13 protein-coding genes are annotated in these 16,966 nt (G+C 34.4%); all 13 read left to right on the top strand.

What is annotated here, in order from left to right:
- Positions 1–229 precede the first annotated feature (229 nt).
- The 13 genes from BN30_RS03035 to BN30_RS02975 all read left to right on the top strand — a co-directional run bounded on the left by BN30_RS03035 (position 230) and on the right by BN30_RS02975 (position 16,787).
- On the top strand, positions 230–841 hold the full coding sequence (locus BN30_RS03035) for a class I SAM-dependent methyltransferase (RefSeq protein ID WP_019214036.1): 612 nt from the start codon (positions 230–232) through the stop codon (positions 839–841).
- Positions 842–1,078: 237 nt separating this feature from the next.
- On the top strand, positions 1,079–2,362 hold the full coding sequence (locus BN30_RS03030; protein WP_019214035.1) for an L-cysteine desulfidase family protein: 1,284 nt from the start codon (positions 1,079–1,081) through the stop codon (positions 2,360–2,362).
- 19 nt (positions 2,363–2,381) lie between these two features.
- Positions 2,382–3,527 (top strand): CD0519/CD1768 family membrane protein, encoded by a 1,146-nt coding sequence (locus BN30_RS03025; protein WP_019214034.1) that lies wholly within the window; start codon positions 2,382–2,384, stop codon positions 3,525–3,527.
- A gap of 12 nt (positions 3,528–3,539) precedes the next feature.
- On the top strand, positions 3,540–7,706 hold the full coding sequence (locus BN30_RS03020; protein WP_019214033.1) for an AAA domain-containing protein: 4,167 nt from the start codon (positions 3,540–3,542) through the stop codon (positions 7,704–7,706).
- Positions 7,707–7,717: 11 nt separating this feature from the next.
- Positions 7,718–9,154, top strand: a complete 1,437-nt coding sequence (locus BN30_RS03015) for a 4-alpha-glucanotransferase (protein WP_019214032.1) — start codon at positions 7,718–7,720, stop codon at positions 9,152–9,154.
- Positions 9,155–9,346: 192 nt separating this feature from the next.
- Positions 9,347–11,131 carry a peptide ABC transporter substrate-binding protein gene (locus BN30_RS03010; protein ID WP_019214031.1) on the top strand — a complete coding sequence of 595 codons (1,785 nt, stop codon included), beginning with the start codon at positions 9,347–9,349 and terminating at the stop codon, positions 11,129–11,131.
- A gap of 76 nt (positions 11,132–11,207) precedes the next feature.
- Positions 11,208–12,137 (top strand): ABC transporter permease, encoded by a 930-nt coding sequence (locus BN30_RS03005; RefSeq protein ID WP_019214030.1) that lies wholly within the window; start codon positions 11,208–11,210, stop codon positions 12,135–12,137.
- A 13-nt stretch (positions 12,138–12,150) separates the two neighbouring features.
- Positions 12,151–13,083 (top strand): ABC transporter permease, encoded by a 933-nt coding sequence (locus BN30_RS03000; RefSeq protein WP_019214029.1) that lies wholly within the window; start codon positions 12,151–12,153, stop codon positions 13,081–13,083.
- 10 nt (positions 13,084–13,093) lie between these two features.
- Complete coding sequence (locus BN30_RS02995; protein WP_019214028.1) at positions 13,094–14,119, top strand: ABC transporter ATP-binding protein; 1,026 nt, start codon at positions 13,094–13,096, stop codon at positions 14,117–14,119.
- The gene (locus BN30_RS02990) at positions 14,119–15,138 is read left to right on the top strand and encodes an ABC transporter ATP-binding protein (protein ID WP_019214027.1); all 1,020 of its coding nucleotides are present in this window, start codon (positions 14,119–14,121) and stop codon (positions 15,136–15,138) included. Before BN30_RS02995 ends, BN30_RS02990 begins: the two co-directional genes overlap by 1 nt.
- Positions 15,139–15,206: 68 nt before the next feature.
- On the top strand, positions 15,207–15,653 hold the full coding sequence (locus BN30_RS08830; protein WP_019214026.1) for a VanZ family protein: 447 nt from the start codon (positions 15,207–15,209) through the stop codon (positions 15,651–15,653).
- Between the two features lie 261 nt (positions 15,654–15,914).
- Entirely contained in the window at positions 15,915–16,349 is a 435-nt protein-coding gene (locus BN30_RS02980) for a LytTR family DNA-binding domain-containing protein (RefSeq protein ID WP_019214025.1), read from the top strand.
- A 9-nt stretch (positions 16,350–16,358) separates the two neighbouring features.
- The gene (locus BN30_RS02975) at positions 16,359–16,787 is read left to right on the top strand and encodes a DUF3021 domain-containing protein (RefSeq protein WP_019214024.1); all 429 of its coding nucleotides are present in this window, start codon (positions 16,359–16,361) and stop codon (positions 16,785–16,787) included.
- Positions 16,788–16,966 lie beyond the last annotated feature (179 nt).

Here is a 16,966-nt window from a genome sequence, read left to right as displayed (position 1 = left end):
GATATGACCAGATAAATCTAAGGGGGATAACGAAAAGTTACACCCTTAGATACAAAAAACAAGACTTCCGAAAAGCAGAAGTCCAGAATTCCGAAAATCGGAAATCAAGAATTTCGATTATCGAAAATCTGGCAAATATCAAGGCGGATAGGATATATTATTGAATAAACGTAAAATTTATGATAAAATTACACTGATAATAGTTATCAACGGGAGGCAGGAGATAAAAATGTTAAAAAAATTTTTTGAAAATGTAAAAAATCCTAAAAATAATTTCGGCGGTCGCTTCATGGTGAAAGGAATGAACATTGGTCATGAAAAATTGGCTAAATGGGGCAGATCCTTTCTGAATATTAAAACCTCGGATGTAGTTTTAGATCTAGGATGTGGCGGTGGACGTAATGTTCAATACTTCTTAACAAAGGCTAAAAAAGTATATGGAATGGACTATTCTAAAACAAGTGTAGATATCGCAAGTTCAGTAAATAGCGAAGCTATAAGAGATGGTAGGTGTAAAATTATTGAAGCAGACGTGTCTAAACTACCTTTTGAAGATGAATCCATAAATATAGTTACTGCCTTTGAAACAATTTATTTTTGGAAGAATATAGAAGTATCTTTTAGGGAAATCCATCGTGTTTTAGTTAAGGACGGTCTGTTTCTAATATGCAACGAAGGAGCATATAGAGAGCATAAAAACATAAAAAAATGGGCGGATATGCTAGATTTTGAAGTTTATTCTCCCGAATATCTCACAGAAACATTGAATAAGATAGGATTTAAATGCGAACACCATCTAGACGAGAAAGAGCATCTAGTATTTTTAGCTAGAAAATTATAAAAAAATTTGTGAATAATGAAAAATAAATTTTTAGGAGAAGTAGAGAAAAAATCTACTTCTTTTTTGCAATTTTATATACTTTTATAGCAATATTTTTTAAGATGCTCGGTTCTAATTAAAATTGTTTTTTGCAAAAATTTATTTATAAAAAAACTATTTTCTCCTTTTTAAAATCATTGAACTAAAGAGTTTTTTGTGTTATAATCATTTTGGAGATTATTTTTTAGGAGTGATACTATGACTTATGAGGAAAAAGAGCTTCTTGATATTATCAAAGAAGACACGATGCCTGCTCTTGGCTGCACTGAGCCTATCGCTGTGTGTTACTTAGGAGCTTTCATGAATGATTACATAAAAGAAGACATCGCCAAGGCAAAAGAGATTGATGTAATTGTTAGCAAGAATATTTATAAGAATGGCAAGAGCGTTACTATACCAAATACTGGCACTTGCGGTCTTGATCTTGCTGCTATACTTGGTCTTAGCGGAGGCAATAAGGACGATGGTCTTCTTGTTTTAACTAAATTTAATGATGAGATGATATCTAGAGCAAAAGAACTTAGAGAAGCTTTAAATATCAAGCTAAGCTACGATGAAAAAACACCCGACATCTATGTAAGGATGCTTGTTAAATTTGATGATGCATGCGTAGAAGGACTTTTGCAAAAGGGTCACACTAACGTAGAATACATAAAAGTGGATGATAAAGTTCTTTATGAAAATAAACTAGAAGAGTCAAGTAATGAAATGAAGGAGTTCATGTCAAAACTTACTCTTAAAAAGATTAAAGAGCTTGTTTTATCGACACCACTAGAAGAATTAGACTTCATTGAAGAAGGCGTTGAAATGAATATGCACGCTGCTAATGAAGGATTAAAGCTTAAAAATTCAAACCTTCTTGGTCAAAGCCTTAAGAAGATGGAAAATAAAAACATAATTTCTAATGATGCTTACACTAAAACTAGGATATTAACTGCGGCAGCTGCTGATATGAGGATGAGTGGAGGAAACTGCATGGTTATGACTAGCGGCGGCAGTGGCAATCAAGGCATAAACGTTATCATACCTATATATTTAATATATGAAGAATTTAATCTAAAAAAGGAAGACATGATTAGAGCTATATACTTTGGTCATGCGATTAACAGATTTGTTAAGACATTCTCGGGAAAATTATCGGGCATGTGCGGATGCGCTATAGCGGCTGGACTTGGCGCTGCAGCTGGCATCACCATGATGATGGGTGGAACAGATGAAGAGATTGAGGGCGCTTGCTCAAATATGTTTGCAAATCTAACTGGACTTATCTGCGATGGAGCAAAAAATACTTGTGCATTAAAGCTATCGACATGCGCAGGTGAAGCAGTACTTAGCGCGTTTCTAGCGCTTAACGGATGCACTCCAAAAGAAAATGTCGGAGTAGTTTCAGGTAATATTGAAGACACAATCAAAAATGTTGGCTTATTATGCAGAAGTGCATTTAATAGAGTTGACGACGTGATGCTTGACATCATAAAATAAATTTTAACAGGAAAAAATTATGGAGAGAAAATTTAAAAAAGCTATTAGCTTAGAAACATTTATCTTTTTGGCAGCACTATTTGCCTTTTTCTACTATCTTTCATCAAAGATGGGAGCCATCAATTTAATCAATACCTTTATGAACACGGCTTATGCCTTGCTTATGGAAGTTTGTTTCTATATCATGGCGATAGCTGTTGTGGCTGGAGGATTATCTTCAATACTTAGCGAGTTTGGTGTCATATCCTTAATTAATAAACTTCTTTCAAAACTGATGAAACCAATTTATGATTTACCAGGAGCGGCATCTGTAGGCGTTTTGACATGTTATTTATCAGATAACCCATCGATACTTGCACTAGCTAAGGATAAAAACTTTCTAAGGTATTTTAAAAAATATCAAGTACCAGCGCTAACAAACATTGGTACAGCCTTTGGTATGGGCTTTATCACGACTACAACTATGATGGGCTTAAAAATTAATGGCAGCATAAAGGCGGCACTTATAGGTAATTTAGGAGCTATAATTGGCTCAATTGTCAGCGTTAGAATCATGATGCTATTTACAAAGAAAAAGTTTGGTCTTGAAGCAATGGCTGTGGGCGAAGCTGACGCAGAAAAAACTACCATGGACCTAAGACCAGTTAGAGATGGATCAACATTCAATAGATTTATTGACGCTCTACTTGATGGAGGCAAAATTGGCGTTGACATGGGTATGTCAATAGTTCCAGGCGTTATACTTATTTGTACCGTGGTACTTATATTAACGAACGGACCTGGACCAGATGGCCTTTATACAGGAGCTGCAAAGGAAGGAGTAAAGCTATTACCATTAATAGCTGATAAACTAAGTTTTATAATTAAACCGATATTTGGTTTTACATCAGGCAAGTGCATAGCTGTTCCAATCACAGCACTTGGTTCAGCTGGAGCTGCCATAGGTCTAGTACCTGAACTAATCAACACAGGAGCAGCAAGTGCCTCAGACGTAGCAGTTTTCACAGCTATATGCATGTGCTGGTCAGGATATCTTTCTACACACATAGCGATGATGGATGCACTTGGATATAACGATTTAGCAGGTAAATCAATATTCGCACACACTATAGGCGGCTTAGTAGCCGGATTTTCAGCACATTTATTATTTGCAATATTAGCATAGATAGGAGAAGAAATGGACGAGAGACAAAGAGTAATTTCATTATTTAAATACATTAGGCAAACTATTGATGATAAATACAAGCCTATACTAAATGTTAAGGACGAGCTTTGGAACAAGTATTTGGATGAGATCAATCTTAATAATAAATTCCTTTATTTTTCTTGCGGCACGGATTCGACAAGTGATGTGATTCTTAGAATTACTAGACCTTATTCGCAAAAAACGCAAGAGGATATTAGGGTACAAAATTTATTCAAAGAGTTCAGAGAGCTTTACTACAAGCTTGAGAACGAATCTCATTTATATGAATTAGTCTTTGCTAATGGTATTTTAATATCAAAATACGATAAGAACATTTATCATCCTATATTAATAAAGAGGGCGGCAATTGATTTTGACTCAAGAAAAGATAGTATAGCTATACGCGATACAAACAGAGACATGACGCTTGATATAAAGCTAATATCTTTAATTGAAAATATAAATCATTTAGAGCTAAAAAATATCATGGAGCACATATCCATGAACTATTACCACCCATTTGATACAGCGTCAATGGGTGAGTTAATGAAATCTATGGCAAAAAGGCTGCATACGGACTCATCTTATGAAGAGACAAATTCGAGTGAAACAGATAAAGCCTTTACCATAATCAATAGACCATTATTATATTTAAGAAATAAAGAAACTGATTTTATACAAAATCTTGATGAAATGATTGAGTCCATAGAAAAAGGTTCAGAAGTAAACAAGAGCCTACTTAATCTATGCGGCGTAAACATCAAGGAAAAGGAAGCAGAAGAGAGAGCTGAGACGCTTGATGACAAGATCAGAAACATCGAAGGCATCTCGCAAAGCGTTTTATTTACAAAAGAAGCGAACAAAGAGCAACTTGAAGTAGCTGAAAGAATTGCTAACTACGATACTGTTTTGGTGCAAGGACCTCCAGGAACAGGTAAGACTCATACCATAGCGAACCTATTGGGCGATATCTTAGCTAGAGGTAAAACTGTTTTAGTCGCATCACAAACGAAAAAAGCTTTATCGGTACTAAAGAGCATGACTCAAGAAGAGATCAGAGCCCTTTGCGTATCAACTATTGACGATAATAACGAGGACATGGAAAAATCCATCGACTCAATCACTGATTATATAAGCAATCACTCCATTGAAGAGCTTAAAGAAAAAATACAAAAGCTCAATATGGATAGAAATATTCTTATAGAAAGACTTAATGAAACAAGAAAGAAAATCTTTAGCATCAAATCATCTGAGCTAAAGAGCATTACTATTGGAGAAGAAGTTTTTAGTCCTATAGATGCGGCGAGATTCTTGCATGACCACGTGGGCCTAAACAAGATACCGGGCGAGGTGAAGCTATATGAAGAGCTTCCTATACAAAAAGGCGACATAGACTTTTTATACTACTCAAACGAGGCTCTTACGAGAGAGGACGAAAAAGAACTAAACATTGGTCTACCTGATCCAAATACTATACTTAATCCAGAGGATTTAGAAAAGACTATAGATGCGATGGATGCTGCACTTCTTAGAGCAAAGACTCTTAAGGAAGAGATTAGAAGAAATATCACTTTAAAGGAAAAAGTCTACCTTGATCAAAACGCTCTTTATAGTGGCAAGGCAGATGAAGATTTTAGAGATATATATGAAAAAATTGATTATATCAATAGCCTTGACAAGCTAGAAGATTGGCAGATAAAAGTAATTGTTAGCGCCAAGGCAGGCAATGCTGACAAGAAGAGCTATATTAGATTAACAGAATTAATCACAGAGCTTGATGATTACTACGACAGAAACATTGATCACTTAAGAGGCAAGAGACTTATATACCCAAGTGATATGAATCAAAAAGAGCTAAGACAGTCACTCGAAGAGATGAGAGCAAGACTTGTTGAAGGTAAAAAGATCAAGGGTATATCCGCCATGTTTAAAAATTCGTGGAAAAAAGTTTTGGCAAGCGTTAGTATTAACGGCCAAGGCCTAGTAACTGTCGAGGATATGGATGACGCTATAGTAAATATAAACCTAGATATAAAGATTTCCGAGCTAAAAGCACTTTTCGATGAACTGATATATAAGACAAATGCTGATTTTGATAGAGAAAAGCTAATTGAAAATAAAGAACTATTAAGCTATTTGCCACTAATCACAAAGCTTATGAAATTCTATGACGAAAACATTCAGTCTTTGTTCAAGCTAATGCAAGACAAGGGCATCAATGTGAACAGCATCTTTGTCAATAACAAAGTTTTATCACCACATGATTCATTTATCAAAGAGATGAATCTAATTAAAAACGATTTAAGAAAATACATTGAGCTAGCTGATGAATATGATTTAAAATATATTCCAGCTAAGGCAAAGCTTGATGATACACTTGATAAATTAAAAGTAGATGAAGATAATAAGTCTGATTTACTTTTACTAATGAATACGGCGATTGAGACTAAGTACTACGATAGCTATAGAGATAGTTTTGAAAATCTTAAAAAGACTTACGAAAAAATTAAAATACTTAAGAAGAGAAACGAGCTTCTTGACAAATTAGCAGCTGTTGCACCTACATGGAAAGAGTTTATATATAATCGCTTTGATATTCATGGCCTTAAGGACGCACCTGAAAATATCGAAGAAAATTGGTATTACAAGCAATTTGATGGCATTATAACAAAGATAAATAGAACGCCTTATGAAAAATATCAAAAGATGATGACTTGGTACAAAAAGCAGCTTTATGACATAACTAAAGAGCTCGCTTCAAACATGGCATGGCACTCATTTATGCTTAAGATTAAGGACGATATAGAGAAAAAGCAAGCATTACAAGGCTGGCAGCTAACTATGAAAAAGATTGGCAAAGGTACAGGCAAGCAAGCGATTGGCTTAAAGAAAGAAGCAAAGGAACTTCTTAAGAAGTGCCAAAGAGCTGTTCCTGCTTGGATCATGACTATTGACAAGGCACTTGAAAGTCTTGATTACAATCAAAAATTTGACTATCTGATCATTGATGAAGCATCTCAAGCAGATATCTCATCTATACCTATACTTCAATTGGCGAAAAAGGCAATCATAGTTGGTGACGATGAACAAGTTAGTCCACAAGCAGTCGGCATTGATCAAGACAAACAAAGAAATCTTATAGATATGTACATTAAAGACAAGGTGGCAAACAGCCATTTATATGATTTAAACTCATCTCTATACGATATACTTAAGACAAGCTTCCCAGTTTTGACTCTTAAAGAGCACTTTAGAAGCGTGCCAATGATAGCCGCTTACTCAAATTTTATTTCTTATGATGGTATAATAAAGCCACTAAGAGAGTCATCGTCGACAAAAGTTCAACCTGCACTAAAATTAGTCAAACTAGTTGGCATTAAAAATGAAGATAGAGTGAATGAAGCAGAAGCAAATTATATTGCAGATGAAATACTAAGGATAAAAGATGAGCCTGATTATGAGGGCAAAACAATCGGCGTTATATCACTTGCTAGCGAGGATCAAGCTAAGTTTATAGATAAGCTTCTTATAGAAAAATTAAGTCTACAAGATTATGACAGGCTAAATATTTTATGCGGTAGACCAGCTGCTTTCCAAGGCGATGAGAGAGATATAATATTCTTAAGTACAGTTGATTCAAACGATAAAGATGAAACGCTTAAAGTTTTAAACGAAGGCGCCTACGATGTGAACAAGAAAAAATACAACGTAGCAGTATCAAGAGCCAAGGACCAAGTAGTCTTAGTGACATCGCTTGATTACAAGAAAGATCTAAAACTTGGCGACATCAGAAGAACTTTAATCGAATTTTTCATAAATCCTGAGGACAAGATGGTCTTTGACAAGAGAAATAGATATGAGCTGTCATCATTTGAAGAAGACATAAAGAAAGAGCTTGAAGAAAGAGGCATAGAAGTAAAAACTAATGTTGAGGCAGGTCTTTATAATATAGCACTACTTGCTATAAAAGATGATAAGAAATTTATAGTAGAAGCAGAAGGATCAGAATTTGATATAGACGACGAAACAATCATCGACCAAATGGAAAAGAGAGATATTTTGGAAAGAGTTGGCTGGAACTTTGCTAGCATCAGAAGCACAAAATATTATTTCGATCCGTCAAAGGCGATAGATGATTTAATTAACGATATGAAGTAGAAGGTGATTTTTTGGACGCACTTAGAGAAGCAGGCGTACTATTACCAATAAGTATGCTTAAGAGCAAATATAAGCACGGCACATTTAAAGACGCCATGAAGGCAGTAGATTTTTTACATGGCTCAGCTCAAAAAATTTGGCATATAGAGCCAATCATGTATATGGATTCAGATTTGAGAAATTATAAAACCATATCCCAGTTTGCCATCGACCCAATATATGCAGACCTTGATGAATTCATTAACATGGGGCTACTTAGCACGGCAGAAATATTTAAGCTAGACGAAGAAGGCGAGAAAAAATTTGACGCTCATGACAAAGAGCTCATAAAGACAGAAAAAATTAAAGCGCTTAGGCTTGTATATAAAAGAGCTTATCAAGACTTTACTAAAGAAGCCATATATCAAGAATTTATTAAAGAAAACGAGTATTGGTTAAAAGATTTTGCTTTATTTATGACTATATATAATAAGAAGAATTCTTTCGAAGAATTTTCTGAAGAAGAGATAAATATTAATAAGTATAAGGATAATTTGGATGCGGATATAGAAGAAGAAGCAAAATTCCAAGAGTTTCTTCAGTTCCTTTTATATAGACAGTATTTAAAATTAAAAAATTATGCTAATGATTTAGGCGTGAAAATTTTATGTGATTTATCATTTTATCTAAACGAATTTTCTTCAGACGCTTGGGCAAAGAAGGACTACTTCGAGGTTGATAACAAGCTAAGACCGCTTAATTATGCCATAAAAGCAATCGAAGAGGATAAGGACCTAAATAAAATTGACAAAAGATTGGTTTATAGCTTTGATTTCATAGCTTTTGACAGCTATGAGTATATAAAAGAAAAATACGGATACTACTCAAAATTATTTGATTACATTAGATTAGTTGACATAGAAGATTACGAAACAACAATAAAAGTTGATGCAAAAACCATGGACCTGGGCACTATAAGCGCAGATAAAAACCCTATAGAAGAAATTTTTGCTGTTTTGAAAGAAAATGATATAATCGATAAAGTTTTTACTGATTATATTAGATGCAATTCAAAAATTATTAAAAAAATAATGAAAGAAGGCAAAGTTTTTGAGTCAAAAACAATACAAGATGCCTTTGATATAAATGCAGATGAAAAGAGTTTGCCTCTTAACCTTGACAAGACTACTGTATATTACAGTTCAGACTTTGATATGAAAGAGCTAGATAAGTATTTAAATTCATCGAGCGATATGAAGCTAAGGATAGAAGACTACACAATGAAGAAAAATTTCACAACACTTGATATCGTTGAAAGAATGTACAGCTCAAACGCATCCAAGGTAATCATTGCTATATGGGACCTCTTAGATGATGTAAACAAGAGGACTAGAGAACTTGATCTAGATGAAATAAAACACAAATTAGAAACAATTTTAAAACAATACATGGTACAATTCTTACGCTAGACGAAATAATATTTACGGTAGACGAAATATTTTTATAGAATAAGAATGTCTATAAAGCCTTGATGTATGAATTTATTAGTTCAATATCGAGGCTTTATTTATTTATAATTATTCAAAAAACTTGACTTTTATATTAATAAAGTTTATAATAGTCAATGTAGATACTAATTTTATTTTAAGGAGGAAATTAAAATGAAAAGCAAAAAGTTTTTAGCTTTATTACTAGTTTTAGTAATGGCTATAAGCGTACTAGCAAGCTGTAAGCCAGCTGAAGAAAAACCAGCTGAAGAACCAGCAGCTACAGAAGAAGGAAAAGAAGAAGGCAAGGAAGAAGCTCCTGCAGAAACAGGCGCTGTAACTGAAATGCCAACAGACGGTGAACCAGACGCTGATCAATATATCAACACATTTGATACAGCTCATCCAAACACATTAGACCCTGCAAAGGGAAGCGATATGTATGGTAACGGTATATTACTTAACATCCTTGAACCACTTGTAAGAATTCAAGACGTAAAAGGACAAATGGGTTCAGTTGAATATGTACCAGCTGGAGCTGAAAGCTGGGATCTTTCTGAAGACGGTCTTACTTATACATTCCACATCAGAGAAGGAAACGTATGGAACGACGGTACTCCAGTAACTGCAAAAGACTATGAATATGGTATCAAGAGATGTATTGATCCAAGAACTGCATGTCCATTTGCTAACAACACATACTATATCAAGGGAGCTGAAAAAATTAACACTACTGAATTAGCTGAAGGTCAAGAACCTGATTATTCAGAAGTAGGCGTAGTAGCTAAAGATGACAAAACTCTAGAAATCACTCTAGAACATCCAGTTCCATTCTTTATCGATATTGTAACAACAAGAATTTTCTTCCCACAAAGACAAGACTTAGTTGAACAATACCAAGACACTTACTCAACAAGTCCAGAAACTGCTCCACAATGTGGACCATTCATTCTAAAAGACTGGGTTATCAACTCTGAACAAAACTATGTTAAGAACGATAACTATTGGGATAAGGACAATGTAAAATTAAGTAAATATAAAGTATCTATAATCAAAGACTCAAACACTATTTTTAACGCACTTAAAGCAGGTCAAATCGACTACGCAGGTGTAGGCGATCCTAAGTGGAAAGGCGAATTCTTAAATAACCCTGCCTACTACAGCACAGTAAGAGCTAACCCTGATACAACATATTTCATGTTTAACTGCAATGCAGATTCAAACACTGCAAATAACAAGGTTAGACAAGCTATCTCTATAGCTCTTGACAGACAAGAATTAATCGATTCTTGCTACAACGGTGTTCCAACAGCTGCATTTGACTTCGTACCACCAGCAGTAACTGTACAAGGTAAAGAATTCAACAAGCTTGGTGAAGGTTGGGTTAAGAAATTAGCTGAAGACAATCCAGATCCAAAGGCTTTATTTGAAGAAGGCGTTAAGGAAGCAGGTTTAGGAGATCCATCAAGCGTTACAATCAAGCTAATGGGTTCAGATACATCTCAAGAAGGAAGAACTTCTGGAGAATTCATACAACAATGTCTAGAAGAAGCATTAGGATGCAAAGTAGAAGTAGATAACCAAGACTGGTCACAATTTATCAATATCGTTCAAACTGGTAAAGGTTGGGATATTGCATGGTTAGCTTGGGGTGCAGACTTCAACGACCCATCAAACTTCCTAGAAACTTGTCATTCACAAACAGCTGCTTATCCTACAGGATACAAGAACGAAGAATATGATAAGCTATTAGACGAAGCTAAAGTTGAACAAGACGCTGATAAACGTGTTCAATTATTCCACGATGCAGAAAAGATTCTTCTATATGATGACGCAGCTCTAAGCCCAGTAATTCACAGAATTGCTAACGTATTTAGAAGATCATACATCAGAAACGCTAACTACAGCTTCTTCTCAACAATGGGTATGTCAAGAATATTCACAAGCGGAAGAAAGTAATTTTGACAAAATTTAATTTAGGAAAAGGGGAGTTCTCCCCTTTTCTTAGATTATAAGAAGAAATTAGGAGGATAATATGATAAAGTATATCGTAAAAAGAGTTATTTACTTATTCATCACTCTTTTTATAATCACTACTGCAACATTTTATCTAATGCATACTATTCCTGGAGATCCTTTGACAGCAAGAGTACAAAAGAATTTACCAGAACAAGTTAGAATTAACTTTGAGAAGAAGTATGGTTTGGATAAGCCGTTGTATGAACAATACGGATTGTTCCTTAAAAACATGACTCAAGGAGACTTTGGCGAATCAATTACATATCCAGGTGTAAAGATTGCTGACAGAATTTTTAAAACTGCACCTATATCAGGTGCTTTAGGCGGAACTGCCTTAGTTATAGGCTTTGTTTTAGGTATGGTTTTAGGTATAATTGCCGCTTTAAATAGAGGCAAGTGGCCTGACTACCTAGTAATGTTCCTTGCAATTATAGGTATAGTACTACCTTCATTCGTACTAGCAACATTATTACAATATGTTTTTGCAAATAAATTAGCATTATTACCAGTTATGGGCTGGGGCTCAGTTAAGAACGCGGTTCTTCCTGTTATAGCTCTAAGCTTTGGTACTATAGCTACTTATGCAAGATACATGAGATCTTCTGTACTAGAAGTTATCAACTCAGACTATATCTTGACTGCAAGAGCAAAAGGCGTAAGTGAATTTAATATAGTAAGGAAACACGTATTTAAAAACGCCTTCATTCCGTCATTAACTATACTTGGACCACAAATCGGCGGTATCTTCGCTGGTTCATTCGTTATTGAAAAGATATTCTCTATACCAGGACTAGGTTTCTTCCTAGTAACATCAATTCAAGATAGAGACTATCCAATGATTATTTCATCTACAATATTCTTTGCATTCTTATTTGTTGTTGCAACACTTATTGTAGACGTACTATATGTTATAGTCGATCCAAGAATCAAACTTACAGAAGATTAATCAGGAGGTAAACATGGAAGAAAAAGATTTAAAACTTACTCCTGAGATGTTCAAAAGGATACCAAAAAACGATGAAGAAGCAGAACTTATTGCTAGACCTTCAATATCTTTTTGGCAAGATGCATGGAGAAGATTAAAAGAAAATAAAGTAGCTATGCTAGCACTTGTGCTACTAGGATTACTTATATTTTTAATTATATTTGGACCATACTTTAACAGCTATAGTCCTACAAAAATTCAATCAAAATTAAAAGATATAACACCAAATTCACAATTCTGGTTCGGTACAGACAGCTCTGGTCGTGATATATTCACAAGAGTTTTCTTTGCTGGTAGAACATCACTTATAGTTGGTGTTGCCGGTGCTTTGATATCAACTATAGTTGGTTTATTATATGGCGCTATATCTGGATATCTTGGTGGAATTGTAGATATGGCTATGATGAGAATACTAGAAATTCTAGCATCTTTACCATATTTGCTAGTTGTTATCGTATTACAAATCAGACTTGAAACAAGAAACTTATGGACTTTGCTTTTAGCCCTTACTATAACAGGCTGGACAGGTACAGCTCGTATGGTTCGTGCTGAAGTTTTAAGAATAAAAGCACAAGAGTACGTTCTTGCAGCTAGAACACTTGGTGTTAGCTCATGGAAGATAATTACTAAGCACTTAATACCAAACGCAATGCCTATACTTATAGTAGGTATTACATTTGACGTTCCAGGATTTATATTCTCAGAAGCCTTCCTATCATACTTAGGTATAGGTCTTCAATCACCTGCAACATCATGGGGTATTATGTGTTCTGAAGCGACAGCTACTTTCATGTACTTACCACATCAAATGTTCTTCCCATCACTAATGATAGCTATAACAATGTTATGCTTTACACTTCTTGGTGATGGACTTAGAGACGCACTTGATCCAAAACTAAGAAAGTAGGAGGCTAATGATGGAAAACAGAGAAAAACTATTAGATGTTAAAAATCTTAACGTTTCTTTCCATACTTACGCTGGAGAAGTAAAGGCTGTTAGAGGTTTAGACTTCCACCTTTATCCAGGTGAAACATTGGCTTTCGTAGGTGAAAGTGGATGCGGAAAGAGCGTTACAGCAAAATCACTAATGAGACTACTTCCAAAGGATAGTAGTGAAATAAAAAAAGAATCACAAATTATATTTAACGGTAAGAATGTCTTAGCTATGAACTCAAAAGAGTTAACAGACCTTAGAGGTAACGATATATCTATGATATTCCAAGACCCAATGACTTCTTTAAACCCAACAATGAGAATTGGTGACCAAATTAAAGAAGCATTAAAGATACACAGACACTTAAGCGGATCTGAAGCTGACAAGGTTGCTACTGATTTGCTTGAGCTAGTTCAAATACCAGAAGCAAAGAATAGACTTAAAGCTTATCCACACGAATTATCAGGTGGTATGAGACAAAGAGTTATGATTGCGATTGCACTTTCATGTAATCCAAAGCTTCTTCTTGCAGATGAGCCAACAACAGCTCTTGACGTAACAATTCAAGCGCAAATCCTTGATTTACTTCAAGATCTTAAGAAGAGATTAAATACAGCCATCATACTTGTAACACATGACCTTGGCGTTGTTGCTAACTTTGCTGAGAGAATTCAAGTTATGTATGCTGGTGATATCATTGAAGAAGGAACTACAGATGAGATCTTCTACAATGCTAGACACCCATACACATGGGCTCTACTTAACTCAATTCCAAAGGTTCACGCAAAAGACGTTGAATTAAGAGCATTAGGTGGTACACCACCAGATTTATTATTACCATTACCAGGATGCCCATTTGCAGCTAGATGCTCTAGAGCTATGGAAATCTGTAAAAAGGTACATCCTCCAAAGACTGAACTTTCTCCAACACATCACAACTGGTGCTGGCTAGAACATGAATTAGCTGGAGATATTGACTGGGATGCAATGAGAGGAGGGGCATATTAATGGCTAAATTTACTGAAAAACTTATAGAAGTTAAAAATTTAAGTAAACACTTCAACGTTGGTAAGGGTAAAGTTCTTAAAGCTGTTGATAATGTTAACTTTGATATCTACAAGGGCGAAACATTCGGTGTTGTAGGTGAATCTGGTTGCGGTAAGACAACTTGCGGTAGAACAGTTCTTGGTATGTATAGAGCAACTAAGGGACAAGCTTTATTTAACGGTAAAGACATTCACTCACTTAGAGGTAAGGAAGCTATTGATTTTAAGAAGAATGCTCAATATATCTTCCAAGACCCATATGCATCACTTGACCCAAGAATCACAGTTGGCGATATCATTGCTGAAGGTATGGATGTTCACTTCAACTATAGTCATGAAGAAAGACAAGCTAAGATAAATGAATTACTTGACAAAGTAGGTCTAAACAAGGAACACGCTCTTAGATACCCACATGAGCTATCAGGCGGACAAAGACAAAGAGTTGGTATAGCAAGATCACTTGCTGTAGAACCATCATTCATTGTCTGCGACGAACCTATCTCAGCTCTAGACGTATCTATTCAAGCGCAAATCGTTAACCTACTAAACAAGCTTCAAGACGAACTTGGTTTAACATACATGTTCATTTCACACGACTTGTCCATGGTTAAGCACATTTCTGACAGAATCGCAGTAATGTATCTTGGCTCAATCGTTGAACTTGCAGAAAGCTCACAAATTTATGAAGCTTCACTTCATCCATATACACAAGCTTTAATGAGTGCTATACCAGTTCCAGACCCACATGCAGGATCAGCAAAGAATAGAATCAAGCTTGAAGGAGAAGTGCCTTCACCAATTAATACTCCACCAGGATGTAAATTTGTTAACAGATGTAGATATGCTATGGACATCTGCCACAAAATTGAACCTGAACTTAAGGAGTTAAAGCCTGAACACTTCTGCGCATGCCACTTGTATGACAACGGTTTGATAGACTTAAAAGATGCAAAGGTAACACAAGATTTAGGAAATAAATAATTCAATAAAGAATATGATTAAAGGGGGAAGAGATTTTCTTTCCCCTTTAAAATATTAGGAGCATAAAAATGAAAAATAAAAAATTAATAAAAATATTATTTTATATCTATATTGCTTTTTTGATTTTATTTGTAGTTCTTAAATTTAACGGAAATTTTGAAAGGATAATTTCATTGCATAATAGTATAATTGAAAATGAAAAAGATGGGATAAGAAATATAAATTTAATTCCATTTAGAAGCATGTCTCCATACCTAAAAAATATTACAGAAACCTTTGCTTTTAAAAATATTGCGGCTAACATTGTAGCCTTTATTCCTTTGGGATTTTTTATTTCGAATAAGAACCCCAAAAATGTATTTAAAGCACTTATAATTTGCCTAGGAGTAATACTTTCAATTGAGCTTATACAATTATTTTTTAAAATAGGATTTTTTGATGTAGACGATATAATTTTGAATTTTATAGGATCATTACTTGGAGTATTTATGAGTTTATTTGTACGAAAAATGTAGCTAGCAATTTGCTAGCTACCTTAATTTATCTAGATACTTACTTTATCAAAGCTCCAAACATTCATAAAGAACTCATATATCCTGTAAAAAATGGTCTTTGGTGACAAAAGATTAAAAAATAAACAAGTATATAGATTTAGCCATGAAGTAATTCAGGGCTTTTCTTATGCATCTTAAGCACTGATAAATGCATCTTAAGTTAAAAACAAATTTATATTAGTAAACCTATAGTATAATTAAGACAAGAAAGGGGGATATAGTGTGAAAGTTAATATAGAGCTCTCAAACGAATACAAAGAGCCAGAGATACTTATTCGAACTGATAAAGTCACTGACGAAGTCAAGAGACTAGTAGCATTATTAGATAGTGCCAGTAAACCAATCATCGTGAAAAAGGATGATGTAAAAATCATAATAAAGGCAGAGGAGATTTATCTCTTAAGAGTGGAGGCTGAGGGGCTAGCGATATATCTTGAAAGTGATAGATACCTATCTAAGGACAGTTTAAAAAGCTTTGAAGAGAGGCTTCCCAAGAATTTTATACGCATTTCAAAGCAGGTTATAATCAATGCAGAAAAATTAAAGCGTGTTGAGGCTGGTTTTAGTGGAAACTTTACAGTCTTTCTTGGAAACTCATTGAAAGATTATGTAACAAGAAACTATATAACCGATTTGAAAAATTATTTAGGAATATGAGGTGTTATTATGAAATTTAAAAAATTAATTAAGTCTACGTTATATGCTATATCAGTATCTTTATTTTTTACAGTCTTTGGTCTTATAGGCAAAGAGCAAGTTTCAGGTGGAGTGCTTGAGCTTGGATCATATGGCTTTACTAAGGCGATGATTGCAACATTATTAATAGGTCTTGGATACGGCATACCTTCGCTTATATATGATCTTAAATCTATGAGCATAGCGCTTAAGTCAGTCATATATATGTGCACAGGGGTAGGGATAATGATACTAGTTTTTCTTAAGTTCGGCTTTATACAAGAAGGCTACGGACTAGGTGACATACTTAAGATGCTTATAGTACCTGTTGGAATTGCTTTTTTATTATGGTATGCGCAATACATGAAATATAAAAAGGTGGCAAAGTTAATGAATGAAAAATTAAAAGATAACAAATAGTTTTGACACGAAAAAGGTAGCTAGCAATTTGCTAGCTACCTTAATTTTATTTATCGGTATAAATATTTTTCTATATAATTATCTTTTTTTAAATAAATATATTTTTCATCATAAATACTTTTTTCTACATCTATTTATTTTTCATTGCATATATATTTTTGACTATAATTTTATTTTTT

It is taken from the genome of Fenollaria massiliensis, assembly GCF_000312505.2.
GTDB classification, from domain to species: domain Bacteria; phylum Bacillota; class Clostridia; order Tissierellales; family Peptoniphilaceae; genus Fenollaria; species Fenollaria massiliensis.
The sequence above is the reverse complement of the archived record's forward strand: the minus strand, read 5'-3'. Positions and strand labels throughout refer to the sequence as shown.